Here is a 20,496-nt window from a genome sequence, read left to right on the forward strand (position 1 = left end):
ACCAGTAAGCATTAAGCCTGTCTGCTTGATGCCAATCCCGCAGTATCACCAGACGACTATCCGGCACTCCGAGACATTAGATAATTTTGACTTTCCCCTACCGTCCGTTTCCTGATGCAATCCTGCGTCATTCGGACGATTTTCCTGTATACCGTCGACTTCAACCGCGGAGCCGGTATGTGAGCGCCCTTGCACAATGATGAAAAACAGTAAAATATATTAATACATAACGGATTTATGTCTCATAATCTTCACTCAAATGCAGTATCTTTTTTTGGCGCGATCATCATGCCTGCGTGCCGTATGGACGAAAGGCGGTCAACGGCCTGCCGGACTCGCCACCTGTCTTACGCGCCGGGAGCCGTGAGCCACGGCGACATTTCCCTGGCCGCTTTAACATGACATAAAACGGACAACTGCCGAGTGTGCGTTAACAGTGTGACAGGATGCTGCTCACACGCCGGAACCACGCGCCTTTTGAAAAAAAACGCGGCCAGCTTGCACCGAAAAAAGTCTGTCTTTACCAGCCACAACAACCAGTTAGTGAATACATTAAAACAGCCCGTCTGTTACACGCCCTTGTTAAATCATAGCTTGGCGGCGAGCGTTGACAGAGCAGATCAGCAAAAATTTATTTCTGGACAGGCAAAAAGGGGAAGCGGATCACTTAGTGATCGTAACGGTAGAACCGTTTGCAGGGATTTGTAGAAAAAAGACCGGAAAAACCCGGTCTTTTTCGTCTTTCAGATTTAGTCGATCAACAGACGTAACATGCGGCGCAACGGCTCAGCCGCACCCCACAGTAGCTGATCGCCCACGGTAAAGGCCGAGAGGTATTCTGGCCCCATATTCAGTTTGCGCAGACGGCCGACCGGCGTGTTCAGCGTCCCCGTTACCGCCGCAGGCGTCAGTTCACGCATAGTGATTTCACGATCGTTAGGCACGACTTTTACCCATTCATTATGGGACGCCAGCAGTTGCTCAATCTCGGCCAGCGGCAGATCCTTTTTAAGTTTCAGCATGAAGGCCTGACTGTGACAGCGCAGCGCACCGACACGGACGCAAAGTCCATCGACAGGAATGACGCGCGGGGTCGCCAGAATCTTGTTAGTCTCAGCCTGTCCTTTCCACTCTTCGCGGCTTTGGCCATTATCAAGCTGCTTGTCGATCCACGGAATCAGGCTGCCCGCTAACGGCACGCCGAAATTATCCGTCGGCAACGTGCCAGAGCGCGTGAAATCCGTCACGCTACGTTCGATATCCAGAATGGCAGAGGCAGGATTTTGCAACGAGGTCGCCACGTGATCGTGCAGCATGCCCATCTGTGTGAGCAGCTCGCGCATGTGACGGGCACCGCCCCCGGACGCAGCCTGATACGTAGCCACGGAGACCCATTCAACCAAATCATGTGCGAACAGGCCGCCCAGTGACATCAACATCAGACTCACCGTACAGTTGCCGCCAACAAAAGTTTTGATGCCGCTGTCGATGCCCTGACGAATAACCTGATGGTTAACCGGATCCAGGATAATAATGGCATCGTCTTTCATGCGCAGCGTGGACGCCGCATCAATCCAGTAGCCATTCCAGCCACTGGCACGCAATTTCGGATACACCTCAGAGGTATAGTCGCCGCCCTGGCAAGTAATGATGATATCCAGCGCCTTCAACGCGTCAATATCAAAGGCGTCCTGCAATGTTCCCTGCTGTTTGCCCGCAATCGTCGGGGCCGCTTCACCATGTTGTGAAGTGGAGAAAAAGACCGGATTGATTACATCAAAATCACGTTCTTCACTCATGCGGGACATCAGCACTGAACCCACCATACCGCGCCAACCCACTAAACCTACATTCTTCATGTCATATCCGTTTCAGGGTGATAAACACCTGACTTTCTCATCGAAGGGAAAAGTGTCGTGGTATTTTCACGCCACTCTGCGTAATAATCAACGTTGCCTGTGATGATTAACTCTACAAAATGCAGATTTTCTGGCAAGTGAATTAATGTAATCGGGCCAACTTTTTCAGCAGCCCTGCTAATAACCCGGCTTTATCTATAACGAGAAGATGTTAAACGAATGACTGAAATGATCTCAGCAACAATATTATTGTTGTTAATAATGGATCCGTTGGGCAATTTGCCGATTTTTATGTCGGTTTTAAAGCATCTGGAACCCAAACGTCGGCGCGTCGTGCTTATTCGCGAAATGCTGATTGCCCTTATCATCATGTTGTTGTTTTTATTCACGGGCGAACGCATTCTGGCCTTCCTTAATCTGCGTACCGAAACCGTCTCCATTTCCGGTGGCGTTATCCTGTTTTTAATCGCTATTAAGATGATTTTCCCCTCGCCGGAAAGCAGCAGTACCGGGTTACCGGCGGGCGAAGAACCCTTTCTGGTGCCGCTGGCCATCCCACTGGTGGCGGGGCCTTCACTGCTGGCCACACTGATGCTGTTATCCCATCAGTATCCGAACCAGATGTCGCATCTGGTTGGAGCCTTACTCATCGCCTGGGGCGTAACGGTGATGATCCTGCTGTTATCGGGCCTGTTTCTGCGTCTGCTGGGGGACAAAGGCGTTAACGCACTGGAGCGCCTGATGGGATTGATCCTGATTATGCTGGCGACGCAGATGTTTTTAGACGGGATTCGTGTGTATCTGAAGCTATAGCTGTCGGCGTTAACCCGGGCAGCGTTGCCCGGGTTAAATCGCTCAGGTGAGCAGGGTAAAGGCGATCATCCCGACCACCGCGCCCACGGTGCCTAAAATGGTTTCCATCAGCGTCCATGTCTTGAGCGTTTCACCTTCGGTCGCGCCGGTGAAGCGGCCAAACAACCAGAAGCCCGCATCATTAACATGGCTGATAATAATGGAACCGCCGCCGATGCAAATGGACAAGGCTGCCAGTTGTGCGCCGGAGTAATGCAACGGTTCTATCACCGGCATGATCAAGCCCACCGTCGTCAGGCAGGCCACCGTCGCCGACCCCTGAATCACCCGGACCGCACCGGACAGAATAAAACAGGCCAGAGCAACCGGCAGCCCGGCACCGGTTAAGGCATTGCCCAGTACCGGCCCTACGCCAGAATCGACCAGCACCTGTTTAAAGACGCCGCCCGCCCCTATTACCAGCAAAATAATCCCTGCAGGCTGCAGCGCACTGCCACAAATCTGCATCACTTTTTCTTTATCCATGCCCTGACGGTACGCCAGGCCATAGATAGCGACCAGACAGGCCAGCAGAATCGCGATGAAGGGATGCCCGATGAATTCCAGCCACTCGTAAAGTGTAGAGCCCTCAGCGGTGAAGCGTGCACCAATGGTTTTCAGCCCCACCAGCACAAGTGGAAACAGGATAAGCGCCAGGCTAAAGCCAAAAGAGGGCAGCTTGCCGGCATCAACGTCGGGCTGATGATCTTCCGGTGGTGCGCTGAACGTTACGCGCTTCGCGATAAAATTGCCAAACAACGGCCCGGCAATCAGCATGCCCGGCAGAGCGGCACACAGCCCAAGCAAAATCATCCAGCCGAAATCCGCATGCATTTGCGAAGCTAACAGCATGGGCGCAGGGCCCGGCAGCAAAAAGGCCGCCGCCGCCACACCGGCAAATAAGGGAATAACCAGCCTGACCAAGTTATCCCCTGTCCGCCTGGCGACAGCGAATGCGAGGCTTTGTTGAATAAATGGATTTTATGCTGTGGTACTATGAAAACGGTTGTTTCAGATAACATAAAATCAATGCATTACATGCTTGCGTATGACGGTGTTCTGTCTGGCATCAGCGTTTTCTACCAAAACAGTGCAGACAAAACAGAATGATTACCTATTATTCAACAAAGCCCGAATGCGATGCTAATCAGCAGCACTACGGCCACCTCAAAGAACAGCGGCAACGCGCAGATTAAGCCGGCAATGCCCATGGCAAAATGCGCCCGGCTCTCGCCAAAGGTTTTCAGCATGCGAATCGCAATCTGATCCACCGCCCCGGTTTCGTGCAGGATCTTGCCAAACATGGCACCCAGCGCCACGACGATGGCTAAGAAACCGAGCGTGCCGCCCATGCCTTTCTGCATCGTTTCCGCGATTTTATCCAGCGGCATGCCCGACAACAGACCCGCGCCCACAGAAACCAACATCAGGGCAAGAAAAGCATGCATCCGGGCTTTCATCACCAGAAAAAGCAGCAGCAGGACAGAGCCTGCTGCAGTCAAAATAAGTGTTGCGGTATTCATGGTCTAGCCTTGATTGATTGCATCCTTAATGGTTGCAACCGTTGCCGCTACAACCTCGTCCAGGGAGTGCGTGATATCGACAGCCAGCACATCCGTTTCATCCGCACCCGGCTCTTCCAGCGTCGCAAATTGTGTTACCAGCATTTGCGGCTTAAAGAAGTGCCCTTTGCGCGCTTTCAGACGCGATTCGATGGTGTCGAAATCCCCTTTCAGGTAGACAAAACGCAGGTTGTCGTTGCCCTGTCGAAGCATATCGCGGTAATGCTTTTTCAACGCTGAGCAGACGATGATCGAGATCGCCTGCGTACGTTGCATGGCGAACGCCGCGTCGTTCAATGCCTGTAACCATGGCAAACGGTCGTTATCGTCCAGCGGATGGCCTTCTGCCATCTTTAAGATATTGGCGCGGGGATGAAGAAAATCGCCATCGAGAAAAGCGGTGTTCAACTGGTGGGAGACCCGGTTTGCCACAACGGATTTGCCGCTGCCTGAAACACCCATCAAAATAAAAACGTGATGTGGCGTGGATTGCGTCGTCATTTTCTACTCCGGCAAGTCAATGTGCCATGTTACCGATAACAATGATGCTTATCATTCTCCTGGTGACATTACACTCTGGCAACCTTTTTACTGACTGAAGCCTTAAAGTGTGAGCTGACTCATAAATTTGCGCGAATCAGATACTGCCGCCTTCCACAATAGCAAATCCCATATCCAGCGGCTGGCTGGCCCGGTTTTCGCCGGCAATGCGCGCCAGTAACAACGCGGCCGATTCACGACCTATTTGGTCACGCGGCGTCAGAACCGTCGCCAGCGCAGGCGTCACCACCTGACTGATATCATGACCGTGAAAACCGGCAATAGCCATTTGGGAAGGCACCTGAAGCCCCTGACGCTGGCACTCAAACATCGCGCCCACCGCCAAATCGTCGTTGGTACAGAACAGGCTGTCCGTCTGAGGATAGCGTCGCTGCGCTTCGCGGAGCAATTCGCCACCGGCACTGAAAGAGGAGGCTTCTTCCATCATGACACTGCGCGGCGTTAATCCGGCTTCGCGCATGGCACTTTCATAACCCCGCTGCTTTTGCAGCGTGCGTTCATCCAGGCGCGCCCCCAGATAAACGGTATGACGGTGCCCTTTTTTCAGAATCGCCAGCGTCATTTGCCGGGCGGCTTCGACGTTGTCAAAGCCTACCGCCATATCCAGACAGGGCGTAACGCTGTCCATCATTTCAATCACCGGAATACCGGCCACCTCCAGCATGCGTAACGTCCCTGCTGTATGTGTGCGTTCGGTCAGAATCACGCCATCGATGTTCCAGCCAAGCAGCGACCGCAGCTGGCGCTCCTCTTTTTCCGGGTTATAACCAAAGTGTGCCACCAGCGTCTGGTAACCGGCTTCATCCGTCACCGCTTCGATTCCCCGCAGAACATCGGCGAACACCTGATTGGTCAGCGAGGGCAGCAACACGCCGATGGCGCGGCTGGTCGCGTTGGACAGCATATCGGGGGCGCGATTGGGGATGTAACCCAACTCATCCAGCGCAACGGCGATCTTCTCCCCCAGCGCAACCGACACCTGCTCAGGATTGCGCAGATAACGACTGACAGTCATTTTGGTGATACCGATACGATCGGCAACGTCCTGTAAAACCGGTCTTTTCTTCTTCATCGTAAGCGCCTGGATCTCGCTGAAAGCACATGACGACGAGTCTACCACTTTTTTACAGGCAGATTGCTAATGGGGCGATGGGGCGAGACAGGCTCGCCCCCTTCAGGCTCAGACCGGCGGCAGGTCAAACAACAACACTTCGGCCGCGCTGTCGGCTTCAAGCGTCAGGCCAGTTTCGTCCCAAACGGCAAAGGCATCACTGTTTGACGCGGATTGCCCGTTCACCTTCACGTCGCCTTTGACAACCTGAATCCAGATACGGCGTCCCGCCTCAATGGTCACACTGTCGCTTTCGCCTGCCGCAAATACCCAGCGCGATAGCGTCATGTCCTGCCAGACTTTGAGCGAACCGTCACGGGCATCCGGGGTGAGGATAAACTGGCGACCCTGCACATCCGGAAAGCGACGCTGATCGTAACGCGGCTCAATCCCCGTGCGCTCTGGAATGATCCAGATTTGGTAAAGATGCAGCGGTTCTGTTTTGCTGGCGTTGTATTCTGAATGACGTACGCCGGTACCTGCACTCATGATCTGGAACTCACCCGCGGGAATCTGTTCCTTGTTGCCCATGCTGTCCTGATGTTCCACGGTACCCGACAGGACATAGGTCAAAATTTCCATGTCTTTATGCGGATGCGTACCAAATCCCTGGCCGGGATCGATCACATCTTCATTAATCACCCGCAGGGCTGAGAAGCCCATAAAATTTGCATCGTAATAGTTGGCAAACGAGAAGGTGTGCCAGCTGTCCAGCCAGCCATGATTAGCGTGGCCACGTTCTTCAGCTTTACGTAAATAGATCATGTTCAAATCTCCTCACTGTTTTTTATAGTTTGGTATCAGGTGAGAAAGATTGATAGCTGAAAAACTTCACCTCTCTGTTCAAAAATTATGAACCTCTGGCAAGGGGTTGTTGAACGGAACTGAAGGAAAGCAGGACGGGCACGCAAAAAAAAAGCCAGCACCCGGCTGGCTAAATAATACTGGAAGCAATGTGAGCAATGTCGTGCTTTCTGACGTCTCGACAACATCCAGAAGGCATGACAATAATAATCATTATCATTCTCGTCTGTAAAGCGCTTTTGTGTATTATTTCTGTTGACGCCTGACGTAAATCCCCTGATGTTTAAAGGGTTTACCACGTGCTCATAAGGATAACCGCCATGCCTTCAGTGATGATTCGCCATGCTGTCCCGGCTGATGCCCCCGCGTTAACTCGTCTTTACAGCCAGCCTGAAACCCAGGCCGCAACCCTGCACCTGCCCTATCCCTCGCCCTCACTATGGGAGCAAAAACTGGCCAGTCCACGCGCCGGTGTGCATATGTTGGTAGCCTGTATTGATGAGCAGGTGGTCGGGCAACTCACGCTTGAAGGCGTTACGACAGCACGGCGGCGACACTGCGCCAGCATAGGGATGGGCGTTGATCCGGCGTTTCATCGACGCGGGGTGGGCAAAGCTTTGATGGCGGCAATGGTCGATCTTTGCGACAACTGGCTTCAGGTGACGCGCATTGAACTGACGGTCTTTGCTGACAATCACAAAGCAATCGCGCTGTACCAGCCGTTCGGTTTCCGAATTGAAGGCACCGCGCAGGGCTATGCGATACGCGAGGGGAACATGACAGATGCGCATTTTATGGCGCGTATCAAAGCATAACGAAACGGGCAGCCAGAAGGCTGCCCACCGATATCAATAACCGGCACTCAGATCGCCCACCGTGCAGGGATCAGACGCACCGTACAGCGTACCGTCAGGACCAATCATAATACTTTGTGTACTGCCCATGGCCGGTTGCACTTTAACGTGTTGTCCTTTCGCTTCGAGCAAGCGCAACGTATCCGGGCTGAAGCCCTTCTCAACCCGTAACTGATCGGGCAGCCACTGGTGATGGAAACGCGGCGCATTGGTCGCCTCTGCCACGTTCATGCCGTAATCAATGCTGTTCACGACCATTTGTAATACCGTGGTGATAATGCGACTGCCGCCCGGGCTACCGGTAACCAGCCAGGTTTTTCCGTCCTTCGCAACGATAGTCGGTGACATTGAGGATAACGGACGTTTTCAAGCCTGCACCGCGTTGGCTTCCCCGCCCACCAGCCCATATACATTCGGCGTGCCCGGTTTGGCCGAGAAATCATCCATCTGGTTGTTCATCAGAATGCCGCTGCTACCCGCTACGATGCCACTGCCGAAGTTAGTGTTTAACGTATAGGTGACCGCAACCGCATTGCCGCTTTTGTCCACCACAGAGAAGTGAGTGGTTTGATTACTTTCGTAAGGGGCCAGTTTACCGGGCTTAATATCACTGGATGGCCGTGCCTTCGCCAGATCGATTTGCTGCGCCAGCGATTTGGCATAGGCTTTGCTGGTCAGCGCCTGCCACGGGACTTTGACGAAGTCTGGATCGCCCAGATACTCGGAACGATCGGCATAGGCATACTTCTCTGCTTCAGCCATGACCTGCATGGCGTCGGCGCTGCCAAAACCCATTTTTCCCAGATCGAAATTTTCCAGGATATTCAGGATCTGCACGATATGAATACCGCCCGATGAGGGTGGTGGCATCGAGAAGACCTCATAGCCCCGGTAAGTGCCGCTGATCGGCTTACGCTCTACCGCATGATAGGCCGCGAGATCGGCTTTCGTTATCAGGCCGCCATGCTGCGCCATCTCGGCCGCAATCTGGTCGGCAATCTTGCCTTTATAAAACGCATCCGGGCCTTGTTGTGCGATCAACTGCAGGCTGTGAGCCAGATTCTTTTGTACCAGACGTTCGCCTTTCAGCCAGGGCGTGCCATCCGGTTTGAAGAAAATAGCTTTACTGTTGGGATGGGCGAGCAGGACTTCCTTGCCATAGGTGTTAAGATCGTCCGCCAGCGCATCATTCACGATAAACCCGTCGCGCGCCAGTTTGATGGCAGGTGCCAGCAGTTTATTCAGCGGCAGCGTACCGTATTTGTTCACCGCCAGCGCAAAGCCAGCCACGGTGCCAGGCGTGCCTGAAGCCAGCGGTGACGTTAGAGAAAGCTTACTGTCGGCGTTGCCTTGCTTGTCCAAGAACATATCGCGCGTGGCCGCCGCCGGGGCCATTTCACGAAAATCGATCGCCGTGGTCTGTCCTGATGCCGTTCGCAACAGCATAAATCCACCGCCGCCCAGGTTGCCCGCCTGCGGATGCGTCACTGCCAGCGCGAAGCCAACCGCCACAGCGGCATCGACCGCGTTACCGCCCTGACGCAGGATATCCACGCCCACATTTGTGGCCAGCGCATCGACTGACGCCACCATGCCGTTATGGGCTTTGACCGGATGAAACGTATCGCTGTCTACGCCATAGGAGACGGGCGGCGCCTGAACCGGGGCGGCATTTGCCCCCGTAACAACAGTAAAACTCATTAGTAGTGACCAGCTCAGCTGGCGTAACCTGGCTTGCATCATCATTCCGTTCCCACCTTCACGGTTATTTACATTTCTTTATCCTTTATGTAACTGACTACAAACAAAGCCGAATATCAAGGATTAACGCAAATTCAGTGCACTCCTGGAGCAGTAATCTGAACCAGCGCATAAACTTACGCTAACGACCACATGACCTGCTTCAGGCATGCACACACAGCACCGGTCGTTTACTGGAGGATTAAAATGAAAAAGTGGCTTATGGTTTTCGCCGCCCTGCTGCCGTTAACCGGCATGGCGAACATGCTGAACAGCACGAATGATCTCAACAAGCCTGGCTATAATCCCAGCCAGCAACGCATGCAGACCCAGATGCTTAACCAGTCGCAGCAACAGCAGACGAAGTTACAGCAGGACCAGCAGCGTCAGAATCAGGACGTACAGCGGAAGTTGCAGGAGCAGCGGGATAGTGCCCAGCAGCGCGTGATCAAATCGCAGCCGGGCCAGCAGCAGAACCAACAGAATATGAACTAGTGAAAATCGGGGCCAATGCTGTCGATGCTGTCGGTACAGATGGCATCGACGCTCCATTTCAGTAATGTCCTTGCCCGTTCCGGGCTGTTCACGGTATACACCAAAATACGCAGATCGGCCTCTTTCAGCTCAGCGACTCTGGCCTCAGTGAGGACCTTGTGATTCAGGTGAATTGAAGTGCAGTCCAGCGCCCGCGTCTTCTCCTGCCATGCGTTATCCCAGTGATGAGACAACAGGCCGCGCGGCAGTTGTGGTTCGGCCTGCATGGCCGCTTCCAGTGCCACAAAGGAGAACGAGGAGAGCAGAGGAAGAGGTTGCCCCTGCCACAGCGTGGCAGCGGCCTGCGCAATGGCGCGTCCGGTTTCGGCGTCGGTCCCTGTGGTCGGTTTAATTTCGATATTGGCCATCAAGCCATGCTGACGGCAGCGTGCCGCGACCTCATCCAGTCGGGCCAGCTTTTCGCCCTGAAAGGCCGCGCTGAACCAACTGCCCGCATCAAGCTGCGACAGCTTGTCCCACGGGAGCTCGCCCGCAATGCCCCAGCCGTCGCTGGTGCGATCTAACGTGTCGTCATGCAGCAGAAAAATGTGCGCATCTGCCGAGAGTTTGGCATCAAACTCAATCATCAGATGTCCGTATTTTGCGCCAACATCAATCGCAGCAAGGGTATTTTCAGGTGCCAGCTTGCCACCACCACGATGGGCGACAATGCGCGGATAGGGCCATTGCTTTTCACTCATTCCAGACGCTTCCCGTGACTTGAATCGAAGAAATGTAACGCCTCAACAGGCAGATGCAGCAACAGGGTGCTGCCTGCTTCCGGGCGCTCGCTATGGGGTAAGCGTACCACTAAACGCGCCTCACCGATGCGACCGTGTGCCAGATTGTCGGCACCCAGCATCTCAAGCGTCTCAACACGGAAGGGAATGCCGCCCTGCTGCTGGCTACTGAGTTGAACGTGTTCGGGCCGGATACCAAGCACCACGGGGCGATTGGCCCATTTGGCTTTGCCCTCGCCCACCGGAATAGCGTGGGACGCATCAACCACAAAGCGCGCGCCATCTTCGCTGAAATTGCCCTGTATCAGACTCATCGCGGGGGAACCCATAAAGGAGGCCACAAACAGGCTGGCTGGGCGCTCGTAAACATCGACCGGCGTGCCAATCTGTTCCAGCACGCCTTTGTTCATCACCATCACGCGCTGGGCCAGCGTCATCGCTTCAACCTGATCGTGCGTCACATATAAGCTGGTCGTTTGCAGACGGCGATGCAGTTGCTGAAGCTCAAGGCGCATTTGTACGCGCAGGCGCGCATCCAGGTTAGAGAGCGGCTCGTCGAACAAAAATACGGCGGGTTCACGCACGATGGCACGCCCCATGGCCACGCGCTGGCGCTGTCCACCGGATAACTCACGTGGACGGCGCGTTAACAGATGATCCAGTTCCAGGCTCCGTGCCGCATCCAGCACGCGTTGGCGAATATGCTCTTTACTCATCCCACGAATTCTGAGGCCGTAAGCCATATTTTCTTCGACGGACATATGGGGATAAAGTGCGTAGTTCTGGAACACCATGGCAATGCCGCGATCCTTGGGCTCCTCATGCGTGACGCGTTTATCCGCGATATAAATATCGCCGGACGTGACGCGCTCCAGTCCGGCCACCATGCGCAACAGCGTTGATTTGCCACAACCCGAAGGGCCTACCATCACCATAAACTCGCCGTCATTGATCGTGACGTTGAGCGGCTGGATGATTTGATTTTTACCGTCGTAAGATTTGGTCACCGCCTGAAGGGTTACGCCTGCCATCACTATTTCTCACTCTCAACCAGACCACGCACGAAGGCGCGCTGCATAACAAACACCACCACCACGGGTGGAATCAGGGTTAATAACATTGCGGCCATCACTTCGTTCCACTGCGTTGGCGAACCGCTGGTAGAGATCATGCTTTTGATCCCCGCCACGGCCGTGCCCAGGCTGGCGTTATCAATGATTAATAATGGCCAGAGGTACTGGTTCCAGCCATAGATAAACGTGATAACGAACAGCGCCGCCAGATTGGTTTTTGACAAGGGCAGCACGATGTCCCAGAAAAAACGCATCGCGCTGGCACCGTCAATGCGCGCGGCTTCAATAAGCTCATCCGGCAACGACATAAAGAACTGCCGGAACAGGAAAGTGGCCGTCGCGGAGGCCATCAAGGGCAGTGTCAGGCCGCTGTAGCTGTCCAGCATGTTGAGATCGGCAATCACCTGCACCGTTGGGAAAATGCGCACTTCGACCGGCAGCATCAGGGTGATAAAGATCATCCAGAAGAACAGTGAGCGCAGGGGGAAGCGAAACCACACCAGGGCAAAAGCGGACAGAATCGACACCAGAATCTTACCGACGGTGATGCCCAGCGCCATGATAACGCTGTTCATCAGCATCAGGCTAAAGGCCGGACCGTTGCCGTTCACGCCCTGCGTCCAGATATGCGAAATGTTTTCCCACAGGTGAGTACCGGGAATCAGCGTCATCGGGACGTTATAGACGGCGTCGTTATCCAGCGTGGCGGCCACAAAAGCCACATAGAGTGGAAACAGGATGGTCAGGATACCCAGCACCAGGACGACATGGCTGAAAATGTCCAGCCCGCGACGATTTTCAATCATTGATATTGCACCTTACGCTCGACGAAGCGGAACTGAATGACGGTCAGCGCGATAACCAACAGCATCAACACCACGGACTGCGCAGCAGATGAGGAGAGATCCAGACCGGTAAAGCCTTCACGATAAATCTTATAGATGAGCGTCGTCGTCGCCTGGACCGGGCCACCGCCTGTCGCGGCATCAATGACCGGGAACGTATCGAAGAAGGCATAAATCAGGTTGACCACCAGCAGGAAAAAACTCACCGGGGTAATCAACGGAAGCGAAATAGAGAAGAACCGACGCACCGGCCCTGCCCCATCAATGGCGGCGGCTTCGACCAGCGACTTTGGTATCGACTGTAACGCGGCAAAAAAGAACAGGAAGTTGTAGCTCATCTGCTGCCACACGGAGGCCAGCACCACCAGGAACATGGCCTGGCCGCTGTTCTGTGCGAAGTTCCAGTTATAGCCCATGTGGTTAAGCAGGTAGCTCAGCAACCCCAGTCCGGGACTGAACAGGAACATCCACAATACGGCCGCGATCACCGGTGCCACCGCATAAGGCAACAGCAGCAACATCTGATAGAGCTTGCGCAGGCGTACGACGTAGTCCACCAGCGCCGCTAGGAGCAATGAGGACACCATGCCAAAAAAGGCGACCATACTGCTGAACTTGATGGTGGTCCAGAAGGTGTCCAGATAAAGCCCGTCGGAAAAGAGCCGTTCAAAGTTCGCCAGACCCACAAAGGTGCTGGAGATGCCGAAAGGATCCAGGTTTTGCAGTGAATACCACAACGCTTCACCCGCTGGCCAGACAAAGAAAATAGCGGTGATCAGGAGTTGCGGCAGCACCAGCAAATAGGGTAACAGGCGATTACGAAACACCGGGCGAGATGGAGACATAGCGTTCTCTGACTTGGGTGAAAAAAGGCCAGCCGGAGCTGGCCTGCAGAACGGATTATTTATTCTGTTGCTCGAAACGACGCAGCAGCTCATTACCCCGCTTCACGGCGTTATCTAACGCAGCCTGCGGTGTCTGCTTGCCGGTCCAGACGCTTTCTAACTCTTCATCCAGGATGGTACGAATCTGCGGCATATTCCCCAGACGCATGCCTTTGGTGTAAGGCAACGGCGGCTTGTTCATCATCTGGCGAATCGCAATATCCGCACCTGGGTTTTTCTCGTAGAAGCCTTCTTTCTTCGTCAGCTCATACGCGGCGGTAGTAATAGGCAGGTAGCCCGTTTTCTGGTGCCATTCTGCGGCAATTTTTGGCTCGGTAAGGAACTTCATAAATTCCGCCGCACCTTTGTAGGTATTGGCATCTTTGCCTTTCATCACCCACAGGCTGGCACCGCCGATAATCGCGTTCTGCGGGGCATTCGGAATATCCGCATCGTAAGGCATCATGCCGACGCCGTAATGGAATTTGGCGTAATGGCGGATATCGGCCAGTGAACCTGACGAGGCCGTGGTCATGCCACAGTCACCGTTATAGAACTTCGCAGTGGATTCATCTTTACGACCAAAATAGGTGAAATCACCTTTCTTGTTCATGTCTTCCAGCAACTGGATATGGCGAACCTGCGCCGGTTTATTGAATTCCAGTACCGCATCGGTGCCGTCGAATCCGTTATTTTTGGTGGCCACCGGCAAACCGTTCCAGGCGCTGAAGTTCTCAATCTGAATCCACCCCTGCCAGCCGCTGGCATAGCCACAGCTCATGCCTGATTTACGCAGTGCATCGGCATCTTTTGCCAGTTCCTGCCAGGTTTTGGGTGGCTGATCCGGGTTTAAACCGGCTTTTTTAAACGCATCTTTGTTGTAGTACAGCACAGGCGTGGAGCTGTTGAACGGTTGCGAGATCAGCTGGCCTTTTGAATTGCTGTAGTAAGCCGCGACCGCAGGAACAAACTGCTTCTCGTCCATTGAAATGCCCGCGTCTTTAAAGACCTGATAAACAGGCACAATGGCTTTAGAGGCCATCATGGTGGCGGTGCCCACTTCGTAAACCTGTAACAGCGCGGGCGCTTTTCCGGTGCGGACCGCGGCGATACCTGCCGCCAGACTTTGTTCGTAGTTCCCTTTGTACACAGGGACGATTTTGTAGTCAGGGTGTTCCTGGTTAAAACGTTGTGCCAGTGAGTCAACTTCTTTGCCTAACTCGCCTTCCATTGAGTGCCAGAAAGGGATCTCAGTGACGGCCAGTGCATTACCACTGATCGCCAGACCGAGCAGGGCGCTCATCAGCGCTACGACGAAAAGTAACAACGGACATAGGATTTTCCTGTTCAGGTAGGTACGCGCGCTATCACGCATTTTTTGCTCGCGAAGTAACATGACATGTGGAAATGACGGAAAAATAACAGTCAGATGACGGAAAAATGACGACAGAATGTCAGGATATGACAGTGATAAGCGCGTTTAATGGACCGGAAAGCACCGGGCTGAACCGCGCTGCTGAAGCAGGGATAAGTATGTGCCGTAAGGGAAGGAAAATTCGCCGGGTGACAGCCCGGCACAGAGCCTGCAGTCACCCGGTATAGATGATGGCGGGGAAACCTAGGCGCCCAGATAGGCGCTGCGCACGGCTTCATTCGACAGCAGTGCCGCACCGCTGTCCTCCAGCACGACATGACCATTTTCCAGTACGTAGCCCCGATCGGCCAGCTTCAGCGCCTGGTTCGCGTTCTGTTCAACCAGGAAAATCGTCATACCTTCGCTGCGCAGTTGCTCAATCGTGTCAAAAATCTGCTGGATAATAATCGGCGCCAGACCCAGAGAAGGCTCATCAAGTAACAACAGGCGCGGCTGGCTCATCAACGCGCGGCCAATGGCGAGCATTTGCTGTTCACCGCCCGACATGGTGCCCGCACGCTGCACCTTACGCTCTGCCAGACGTGGGAACAGGGTGTAAACGCGCTCGATGCGCGCCAGATACTCCGGGCGACTGGCAAAAAAACCGCCCATGGCCAGGTTCTCTTCCACCGTCATGCGTGAGAACACGCGGCGACCTTCGGGCACGATGGCAATCGCCTCACGCATAATGCGCGCCGTTTGCCAGTCGGTAATGGTTTTGCCGTCAAACGTGATCGTACCGCTGGTGGCGCGCGGCTCGCCGCATAATGTGCCCAGCAAAGTGGTTTTGCCTGCACCGTTTGCGCCGATCAGGGTGACGATTTCGCCCTGATCGATATGCAAACTGACATTATGCAGCGCCTGAATTTTGCCATAGTGCGCACTGACGTTATCAATGGTTAACATGGCCATATTACGCCTCTCCTAAATAGGCACGGATCACATCCGGATTATTACGAATCTCTTCCGGCGTGCCGTTCGCCAGTGGCGTGCCCTGATTCACCACATAAATACGGTCAGAAATGCCCATTACCAGCTTCATATCGTGCTCAATCAACAAAACGGATACCTTATGCTCGCCTCGTAACTCGGCGATCAGCGCATCCAGCTCATGCGTCTCTTTCGGGTTAAGTCCGGCTGCCGGTTCATCCAGCATTAAAATCTCCGGCCGCGTCACCATGCAGCGGGCGATCTCCAGTCGGCGCTGCTGACCGTAAGCCAGGTTACCGGCCTGGCGATTCGCCATATCGAGTAAGCCAACCCGCTCAAGCCAGGTGGCAGCGCGATCCAGCGCCTCGCCTTCACTGCGGCGAAAAGCCGGGGTTTTCAGTAGCCCCGCAAACACGCCACTTTTCAGGTGCTGGTGCTGGGCGACTAACAGGTTTTCAATCACCGTCATTTCGCGGAATAAACGGACGTGCTGGAAGGTCCGCACGATCCCCATACGGGCGATCTTCTGTCCGGGCAGGCCAGTCAGGTTCTTGTCGCGTAAGGTGATACTGCCGCCCGTTGGCTTATAAAAGCCGGTCAGGCAGTTAAACACGGTGGTTTTACCCGCACCGTTTGGACCAATAAGCGACACAATTTCCTGGGGGCGCAATTCCAGTTTAACGTTGTTCACGGCTAACAGACCGCCGAAGCGCATCATCAGGCCTTCAACGGCTAATAAAGGCTGACTCATGCCTGTTCTCCTTGTTTACCCTGACGCAGTTTCAGGTGCGGTCGTTTCATCGGCAGTAAGCCTTGCGGACGCCAAATCATCATCAGCACCATCAGCGCCCCCAATACCAGCATGCTGTATTCGTTGAGGTCGCGCATCAGCTCACGCGAAACCACCAGCAAAATGGCGGCCAGAATAACGGCAAACTGCGAGCCCATTCCGCCCAACACCACGATAGCCAGAACAAAAGCGGACTCGACAAAGGTAAAGGACTCCGGACTGACAAAGCCCTGGCGAGCGGCAAACAGCGTTCCCGCGAAGCCAGCAAAGACGGCGCTGATAGTAAACGCGGTCAGCTTAATGCGGGTCGGGCTCAAGCCCAGCGAACGACAGGCGATCTCATCTTCACGTAACGCTTCCCATGCCCGACCCAGCGGCATGCGCAGCAGGCGGTTGATCACAAACAGCGTCAGCACCACCAGCAACAACGCCACCAGATAGAGGAATATCACCCGGTCGTTAGGACCGTACTTCATGCCAAAGACATCGTGAAACGTGCCCCATCCCCCCTCGCTGACGCGACGGCCAAACTCCAGGCCAAAAAAGGTGGGCTTAGGAATCTGAGCAATCCCATTCGGACCGCCGGTGATTGCCGTGTTATTGAGCAGCAGAATACGGACGATTTCGCCGAAGCCGAGCGTAACAATAGCCAGATAGTCACCGCGCAAGCGCAGCACCGGGAAACCGAGCATAAGGCCAAATGCGCCCGCCACCAGGCCCGCCAGCGGCAGGCTTTGCCAGAAACCAAAACCATAGTAATGATTAAGCAGCGCGAAGGTATACGCGCCAATGGCATAGAAACCACCGTAGCCCAGTACCAGCAGACCCGACAGCCCTACGACCACGTTTAGTCCCAGCCCCAGCATGATGTAGATCAGTGTCAGGGTGGCAATATCGACGCTACCGCGTGTAACCAGGAACGGCCAGATAACCGCCGCGGCGATCATCAAGCCCATAATGGCTTTTTGCTTTGGCGTTGAGCCGTCGAAGCCCGGCAGCACCAGGCCACCACCGCTACGTGTCAGCTTGCCCTGAAACAGCGGACGTAGCAGTTGAAACAAAAACACAACGGCACAACCGATGAATATCCAGTTCCAGCGCACGCTGCCGGCATTCACTATCTGTAGCTGCGTACCATTCAGATCGAGGCGCATTCCCATAAAGAAGGCCGCCAGCACCAGCAGCATGACCGCTGAAACAATCGCATTGACCAGACCAAGGCGTTTCATACTTTCTCCACCTCCGGGCGGCCCAGAATACCGGTAGGTATGACCAGCAGCACCACAATCAGTAAGGCAAACGACACCACATCTTTGTATTCGGTGGAGAGATAAGCCGAGGTCAGCGCTTCGGCAATGCCCAGCACCAGCCCGCCAATCATCGCGCCGGGAATACTGCCGATGCCGCCCAGGACCGCCGCAGTAAAGGCTTTCATCCCCGCCATAAAGCCGATAAACGGGTTAATCGAGCCATAAAACTGCCCCAACAGCACGCCCGCAACCGCCGCCATCGCCGCACCAATCACAAAGGTCAGCGAGATCACCCGGTCAGTATTAATGCCCAGCAGGCTGGCCATTTTGAGGTCTTCCGCACAGGCGCGGCAGGCGCGTCCCATGCGGGAATAACGGATAAACAGGGTCAGGGCCAGCATTGCCAGGAACGTGACCACCCAAATCACGATCTGCATCGTCGACAGCGTGGCGGCAAAGCCGTTGCTTTCGCCCAGCGTCCACTGGCCGGTGATTAAGCTCGGCAGGGCAAGGTCACGTGAACCCTGCGTCAGGCTGACGTAGTTTTGCAGAAAGATGGACATTCCGATGGCGGAAATCAACGCAATCAGACGCTTGGATGCCCGTACGGGACGATAAGCCACCCGTTCGATGCTCCAGCCATAGGCACTGGAGATGATAACGGCCATAACAAAACCGGCGGCAATCATGAGCCAGCCGGTATCAATACCCATCATCATCAGGGCTGCAATAACCATAAAAGAGACATAGCTGCCGATCATATAGACTTCGCCATGGGCGAAGTTGATCATGCCGATAATGCCGTAAACCATGGTGTAACCGATGGCGATCAGCGCGTAGGTGCTCCCCAGAGTCACCCCGTTGAACATCTGCTGAATAAAATAGAGAAACTGCTCGGACATAGTGAGGACCTGCTCAGAAACCAGAAAACCCCTCTCCTGCTGCCAGAAGAGGGTTAGTCAGGCGATGGCGCGTCAGTCACGCCTTCTCCTGCTTCCCCGCTGTCGTACGACGGGGAAGAATCAGTGCCTTATTTAACTGCGGTAGACGAACCGTCTTTGTGCCATTTGAAGACGCCAAACTCGAAGCCTTTCAAATCGCCTTTCTGATCCCAGCTCAGGTCGCCCATCACTGTCGGAACCGGTGCGCCGGTTTTCAGGTTCTTCGCAATCGCATCCGGCTCATCGCTCTTACTGCGCTCCATGCCGGTCACCAGAGACTGGATAGCCGCATAGGTTGTCCAGACAAACGGGCCGGTAGGATCTTTACGGTTAGACGCGCTATTCGCTTTGATGGCGTCCACGATGGCCTTGTTCTGAGGCAGCTGGTCGTAACGTTTTGGAAGGGTTACGTAGAGCCCTTCTGACGCGTCGCCCGCAATGTTAGACAGCGAGGCGTTGCCCACACCTTCTGGCCCCATAAAGCCTGCTTTCAGTCCTGCCGCTTTTGCCTGACGCAGAATCTGGCCCAGCTCCGGGTAATAACCACCGTAATAAACAAAGTCGACGTTTTCTTTCTTCAGTCGCGCAATCAGCGTTGAGAAATCTTTATCGCCCGCAGTGATCCCTTCAAACATCACCACGTTGCCGCCTTTCGCTTTCAGGGTTTTCTGTACCGATTCTGCCAGACCCTGGCCGTATTGCTGCTTGTCGTGCACCACAGCAATGCGTTTTGGCTTGATGACATCCAGAATGTAGTTCGCCGCAGTTGGACCCTGATCAGAATCCAGACCGGTCGTACGCATCACGTCGGCATAGCCGCGTGCAGTCAGTTCTGGCGCGGTAGCCGCAGGCGTAATCATCAGCACGCCTTCATCGTTATAGATATCTGATGCAGGCTGCGTAGAGGAGGAGCACAGGTGACCGATAACATATTTGATACCGTCATTGATGACCTTGTTAGCCACCGCAACCGCCTGTTTCGGGTCACAGGCATCGTCATATTCGACACCGACCAGTTTGTCGCCGTTTACGCCACCTTTGGCATTGATGTCTTTAATCGCCTGTGCGGCGCCGGTAAATTCCATATCACCATATTGCGCGACCGGGCCAGTAGCGGCACCTACGATAGCGATCTTAATGTCTTTCGCCATTGCCGCATGGCTCATCGCCAATGCAATGCATCCTGCCAGTAACGCGCGACCTGTCATTTTCATGCGAACTACCCCATCAGTTATGTCGTGTTTGTTGTGAGTGGTTTTATTTTGGCCAGATAAAGGGGAAAACTTATTTAACAATAAGGAGTTAGCACGCTTTTCTGGCTTTTATTAATAATAAGGCTTTATATTTCAGTCTATTAAACAGGAAGTTTATTCTGTAAAGCAACTGACATATTCATGATTCGCGGCCAAAAGCAGCATAATCAACTGGATGCAATGCGCGGCTTTTGTTCACCAGGCCAGCGCGTTATGCTGGCTTTAAATAACTGCTCGGAATAGTAGATCACTTAGAGGGAACTCAGTCCGGTTTATGCGATCTGATCAATCGCTGAATATCCCAAATCACCAGCCGGACTGAGCAATGTCGATCATAGCACCAATACCCAGAACCGAACGACGCCTGATGCAGAAAACTATCCATAAAACAAAGGACAAAAACCACGCCCGGCGGCTCACCGCCATGCTGATGCTGCATCGTGGTGACACCGTCAGTCATGTTGCCAGAACACTCTGCTGTGCCCGCTCATCGATTGGT

Annotated in this window: 17 protein-coding genes and 4 pseudogenes; 4 read left to right on the forward strand and 17 right to left on the reverse strand. The window is 54.2% G+C overall.

Annotated elements, in window-relative coordinates; genetic code table 11:
- Positions 1–749 precede the first annotated feature (749 nt).
- Positions 750–1,859: an aspartate-semialdehyde dehydrogenase gene (asd, locus tag F7Q90_RS05085; RefSeq protein WP_006121030.1), complete on the reverse strand. Its 1,110-nt coding sequence runs from the start codon at positions 1,857–1,859 to the stop codon at positions 750–752.
- Between the two features lie 219 nt (positions 1,860–2,078).
- Here asd and F7Q90_RS05090 point away from each other — a divergent pair, with 219 nt between their 5' ends.
- On the forward strand, positions 2,079–2,672 hold the full coding sequence (locus tag F7Q90_RS05090) for a YhgN family NAAT transporter (protein ID WP_006121032.1): 594 nt from the start codon (positions 2,079–2,081) through the stop codon (positions 2,670–2,672).
- 42 nt (positions 2,673–2,714) lie between these two features.
- Here the strand turns inward: F7Q90_RS05090 and F7Q90_RS05095 are convergent.
- From F7Q90_RS05095 to F7Q90_RS05115, 5 genes and pseudogenes are all read right to left on the reverse strand, one after another.
- Positions 2,715–3,656: pseudogene (locus tag F7Q90_RS05095) on the reverse strand (gluconate:H+ symporter); the annotation flags it as partial.
- 188 nt (positions 3,657–3,844) lie between these two features.
- Positions 3,845–4,234, reverse strand: a pseudogene (locus F7Q90_RS05100) (GntT/GntP/DsdX family permease); the annotation flags it as partial.
- Positions 4,235–4,237: 3 nt separating this feature from the next.
- Positions 4,238–4,774: a gluconokinase gene (gntK, locus tag F7Q90_RS05105; protein WP_006121033.1), complete on the reverse strand. Its 537-nt coding sequence runs from the start codon at positions 4,772–4,774 to the stop codon at positions 4,238–4,240.
- 136 nt (positions 4,775–4,910) lie between these two features.
- Positions 4,911–5,906, reverse strand: a complete 996-nt coding sequence (gene gntR, locus F7Q90_RS05110) for a gluconate operon transcriptional repressor GntR (RefSeq protein ID WP_006121034.1) — start codon at positions 5,904–5,906, stop codon at positions 4,911–4,913.
- Positions 5,907–6,014: 108 nt separating this feature from the next.
- Positions 6,015–6,710: a pirin family protein gene (locus tag F7Q90_RS05115; protein ID WP_006121035.1), complete on the reverse strand. Its 696-nt coding sequence runs from the start codon at positions 6,708–6,710 to the stop codon at positions 6,015–6,017.
- A gap of 359 nt (positions 6,711–7,069) precedes the next feature.
- Between F7Q90_RS05115 and F7Q90_RS05120 the strand changes: the two genes are divergently transcribed.
- Positions 7,070–7,564 (forward strand): GNAT family N-acetyltransferase, encoded by a 495-nt coding sequence (locus F7Q90_RS05120; protein WP_006121036.1) that lies wholly within the window; start codon positions 7,070–7,072, stop codon positions 7,562–7,564.
- A 33-nt stretch (positions 7,565–7,597) separates the two neighbouring features.
- On the opposite strand, the pseudogene ggt reads toward F7Q90_RS05120, so the two are convergent.
- Positions 7,598–9,304 (reverse strand): annotated as a pseudogene (gene ggt / locus F7Q90_RS05125) (gamma-glutamyltransferase).
- Positions 9,305–9,550: 246 nt separating this feature from the next.
- Between ggt and F7Q90_RS05130 the strand changes: the two are divergent.
- A complete protein-coding gene (locus F7Q90_RS05130; protein ID WP_006121037.1) occupies positions 9,551–9,838 on the forward strand; it encodes a DUF2756 domain-containing protein in 288 nt (95 codons plus the stop codon).
- Here the strand turns inward: F7Q90_RS05130 and ugpQ are convergent.
- From ugpQ to F7Q90_RS05180, 10 genes are all read right to left on the reverse strand, one after another.
- Positions 9,835–10,578, reverse strand: coding sequence for a glycerophosphodiester phosphodiesterase (gene ugpQ, locus F7Q90_RS05135; RefSeq protein WP_151160785.1), 744 nt, complete (start codon positions 10,576–10,578; stop codon positions 9,835–9,837). The two genes, F7Q90_RS05130 and ugpQ, sit on opposite strands and share 4 nt — an antisense overlap.
- Positions 10,575–11,648 (reverse strand): sn-glycerol-3-phosphate import ATP-binding protein UgpC, encoded by a 1,074-nt coding sequence (locus F7Q90_RS05140; RefSeq protein WP_006121039.1) that lies wholly within the window; start codon positions 11,646–11,648, stop codon positions 10,575–10,577. The genes ugpQ and F7Q90_RS05140 overlap by 4 nt, the downstream gene beginning before the upstream one ends.
- A 2-nt stretch (positions 11,649–11,650) precedes the next feature.
- Complete coding sequence (gene ugpE / locus F7Q90_RS05145; RefSeq protein ID WP_006121040.1) at positions 11,651–12,496, reverse strand: sn-glycerol-3-phosphate ABC transporter permease UgpE; 846 nt, start codon at positions 12,494–12,496, stop codon at positions 11,651–11,653.
- Complete coding sequence (gene ugpA, locus F7Q90_RS05150) at positions 12,493–13,380, reverse strand: sn-glycerol-3-phosphate ABC transporter permease UgpA (protein WP_006121041.1); 888 nt, start codon at positions 13,378–13,380, stop codon at positions 12,493–12,495. Before ugpA ends, ugpE begins: the two co-directional genes overlap by 4 nt.
- 55 nt (positions 13,381–13,435) lie before the next feature.
- Entirely contained in the window at positions 13,436–14,722 is a 1,287-nt protein-coding gene (gene ugpB / locus F7Q90_RS05155; protein WP_044242735.1) for a sn-glycerol-3-phosphate ABC transporter substrate-binding protein UgpB, read from the reverse strand.
- A 315-nt stretch (positions 14,723–15,037) separates the two neighbouring features.
- The gene (gene livF / locus F7Q90_RS05160) at positions 15,038–15,745 is read right to left on the reverse strand and encodes a high-affinity branched-chain amino acid ABC transporter ATP-binding protein LivF (RefSeq protein ID WP_006121045.1); all 708 of its coding nucleotides are present in this window, start codon (positions 15,743–15,745) and stop codon (positions 15,038–15,040) included.
- Between the two features lies 1 nt (position 15,746).
- Positions 15,747–16,514 (reverse strand): high-affinity branched-chain amino acid ABC transporter ATP-binding protein LivG, encoded by a 768-nt coding sequence (gene livG / locus F7Q90_RS05165; protein ID WP_006121046.1) that lies wholly within the window; start codon positions 16,512–16,514, stop codon positions 15,747–15,749.
- Positions 16,511–17,782, reverse strand: coding sequence for a high-affinity branched-chain amino acid ABC transporter permease LivM (locus F7Q90_RS05170; protein ID WP_006121047.1), 1,272 nt, complete (start codon positions 17,780–17,782; stop codon positions 16,511–16,513). Before F7Q90_RS05170 ends, livG begins: the two co-directional genes overlap by 4 nt.
- Positions 17,779–18,705, reverse strand: a complete 927-nt coding sequence (livH, locus tag F7Q90_RS05175; RefSeq protein WP_006121048.1) for a high-affinity branched-chain amino acid ABC transporter permease LivH — start codon at positions 18,703–18,705, stop codon at positions 17,779–17,781. The genes F7Q90_RS05170 and livH overlap by 4 nt, the downstream gene beginning before the upstream one ends.
- A gap of 128 nt (positions 18,706–18,833) precedes the next feature.
- A complete protein-coding gene (locus F7Q90_RS05180) occupies positions 18,834–19,958 on the reverse strand; it encodes a branched-chain amino acid ABC transporter substrate-binding protein (RefSeq protein ID WP_006121049.1) in 1,125 nt (374 codons plus the stop codon).
- A 364-nt stretch (positions 19,959–20,322) separates the two neighbouring features.
- Between F7Q90_RS05180 and F7Q90_RS05185 the strand changes: the two are divergent.
- Positions 20,323–20,496: pseudogene (locus F7Q90_RS05185) on the forward strand (IS630 family transposase); the annotation flags it as partial.

Origin of the sequence: Pantoea stewartii subsp. stewartii (genome assembly GCF_008801695.1) — a bacterium.
GTDB classification, from domain to species: Bacteria; Pseudomonadota; Gammaproteobacteria; order Enterobacterales; family Enterobacteriaceae; genus Pantoea; species Pantoea stewartii.

Bases quoted from the DNA above. Each gene is read 5' to 3' on its own strand.
- F7Q90_RS05115 (WP_006121035.1), bottom strand. From the start codon at position 6,710: ATGATCTATTTACGTAAAGCTGAAGAACGTGGCCACGCTAATCATGGC.
- gntR (WP_006121034.1), bottom strand. From the start codon at position 5,906: ATGAAGAAGAAAAGACCGGTTTTACAGGACGTTGCCGATCGTATCGGT.
- livF (WP_006121045.1), bottom strand. From the start codon at position 15,745: ATGGCCATGTTAACCATTGATAACGTCAGTGCGCACTATGGCAAAATT.
- ugpA (WP_006121041.1), bottom strand. From the start codon at position 13,380: ATGTCTCCATCTCGCCCGGTGTTTCGTAATCGCCTGTTACCCTATTTG.
- ugpE (WP_006121040.1), bottom strand. From the start codon at position 12,496: ATGATTGAAAATCGTCGCGGGCTGGACATTTTCAGCCATGTCGTCCTG.
- F7Q90_RS05180 (WP_006121049.1), bottom strand. From the start codon at position 19,958: ATGAAAATGACAGGTCGCGCGTTACTGGCAGGATGCATTGCATTGGCG.
- F7Q90_RS05170 (WP_006121047.1), bottom strand. From the start codon at position 17,782: ATGAAACGCCTTGGTCTGGTCAATGCGATTGTTTCAGCGGTCATGCTG.
- ugpB (WP_044242735.1), bottom strand. From the start codon at position 14,722: ATGAGCGCCCTGCTCGGTCTGGCGATCAGTGGTAATGCACTGGCCGTC.
- F7Q90_RS05120 (WP_006121036.1), top strand. From the start codon at position 7,070: ATGCCTTCAGTGATGATTCGCCATGCTGTCCCGGCTGATGCCCCCGCG.
- asd (WP_006121030.1), bottom strand. From the start codon at position 1,859: ATGAAGAATGTAGGTTTAGTGGGTTGGCGCGGTATGGTGGGTTCAGTG.
- F7Q90_RS05090 (WP_006121032.1), top strand. From the start codon at position 2,079: ATGACTGAAATGATCTCAGCAACAATATTATTGTTGTTAATAATGGAT.
- livH (WP_006121048.1), bottom strand. From the start codon at position 18,705: ATGTCCGAGCAGTTTCTCTATTTTATTCAGCAGATGTTCAACGGGGTG.
- gntK (WP_006121033.1), bottom strand. From the start codon at position 4,774: ATGACGACGCAATCCACGCCACATCACGTTTTTATTTTGATGGGTGTT.
- ugpQ (WP_151160785.1), bottom strand. From the start codon at position 10,578: ATGAGTGAAAAGCAATGGCCCTATCCGCGCATTGTCGCCCATCGTGGT.
- livG (WP_006121046.1), bottom strand. From the start codon at position 16,514: ATGAGTCAGCCTTTATTAGCCGTTGAAGGCCTGATGATGCGCTTCGGC.
- F7Q90_RS05140 (WP_006121039.1), bottom strand. From the start codon at position 11,648: ATGGCAGGCGTAACCCTTCAGGCGGTGACCAAATCTTACGACGGTAAA.
- F7Q90_RS05130 (WP_006121037.1), top strand. From the start codon at position 9,551: ATGAAAAAGTGGCTTATGGTTTTCGCCGCCCTGCTGCCGTTAACCGGC.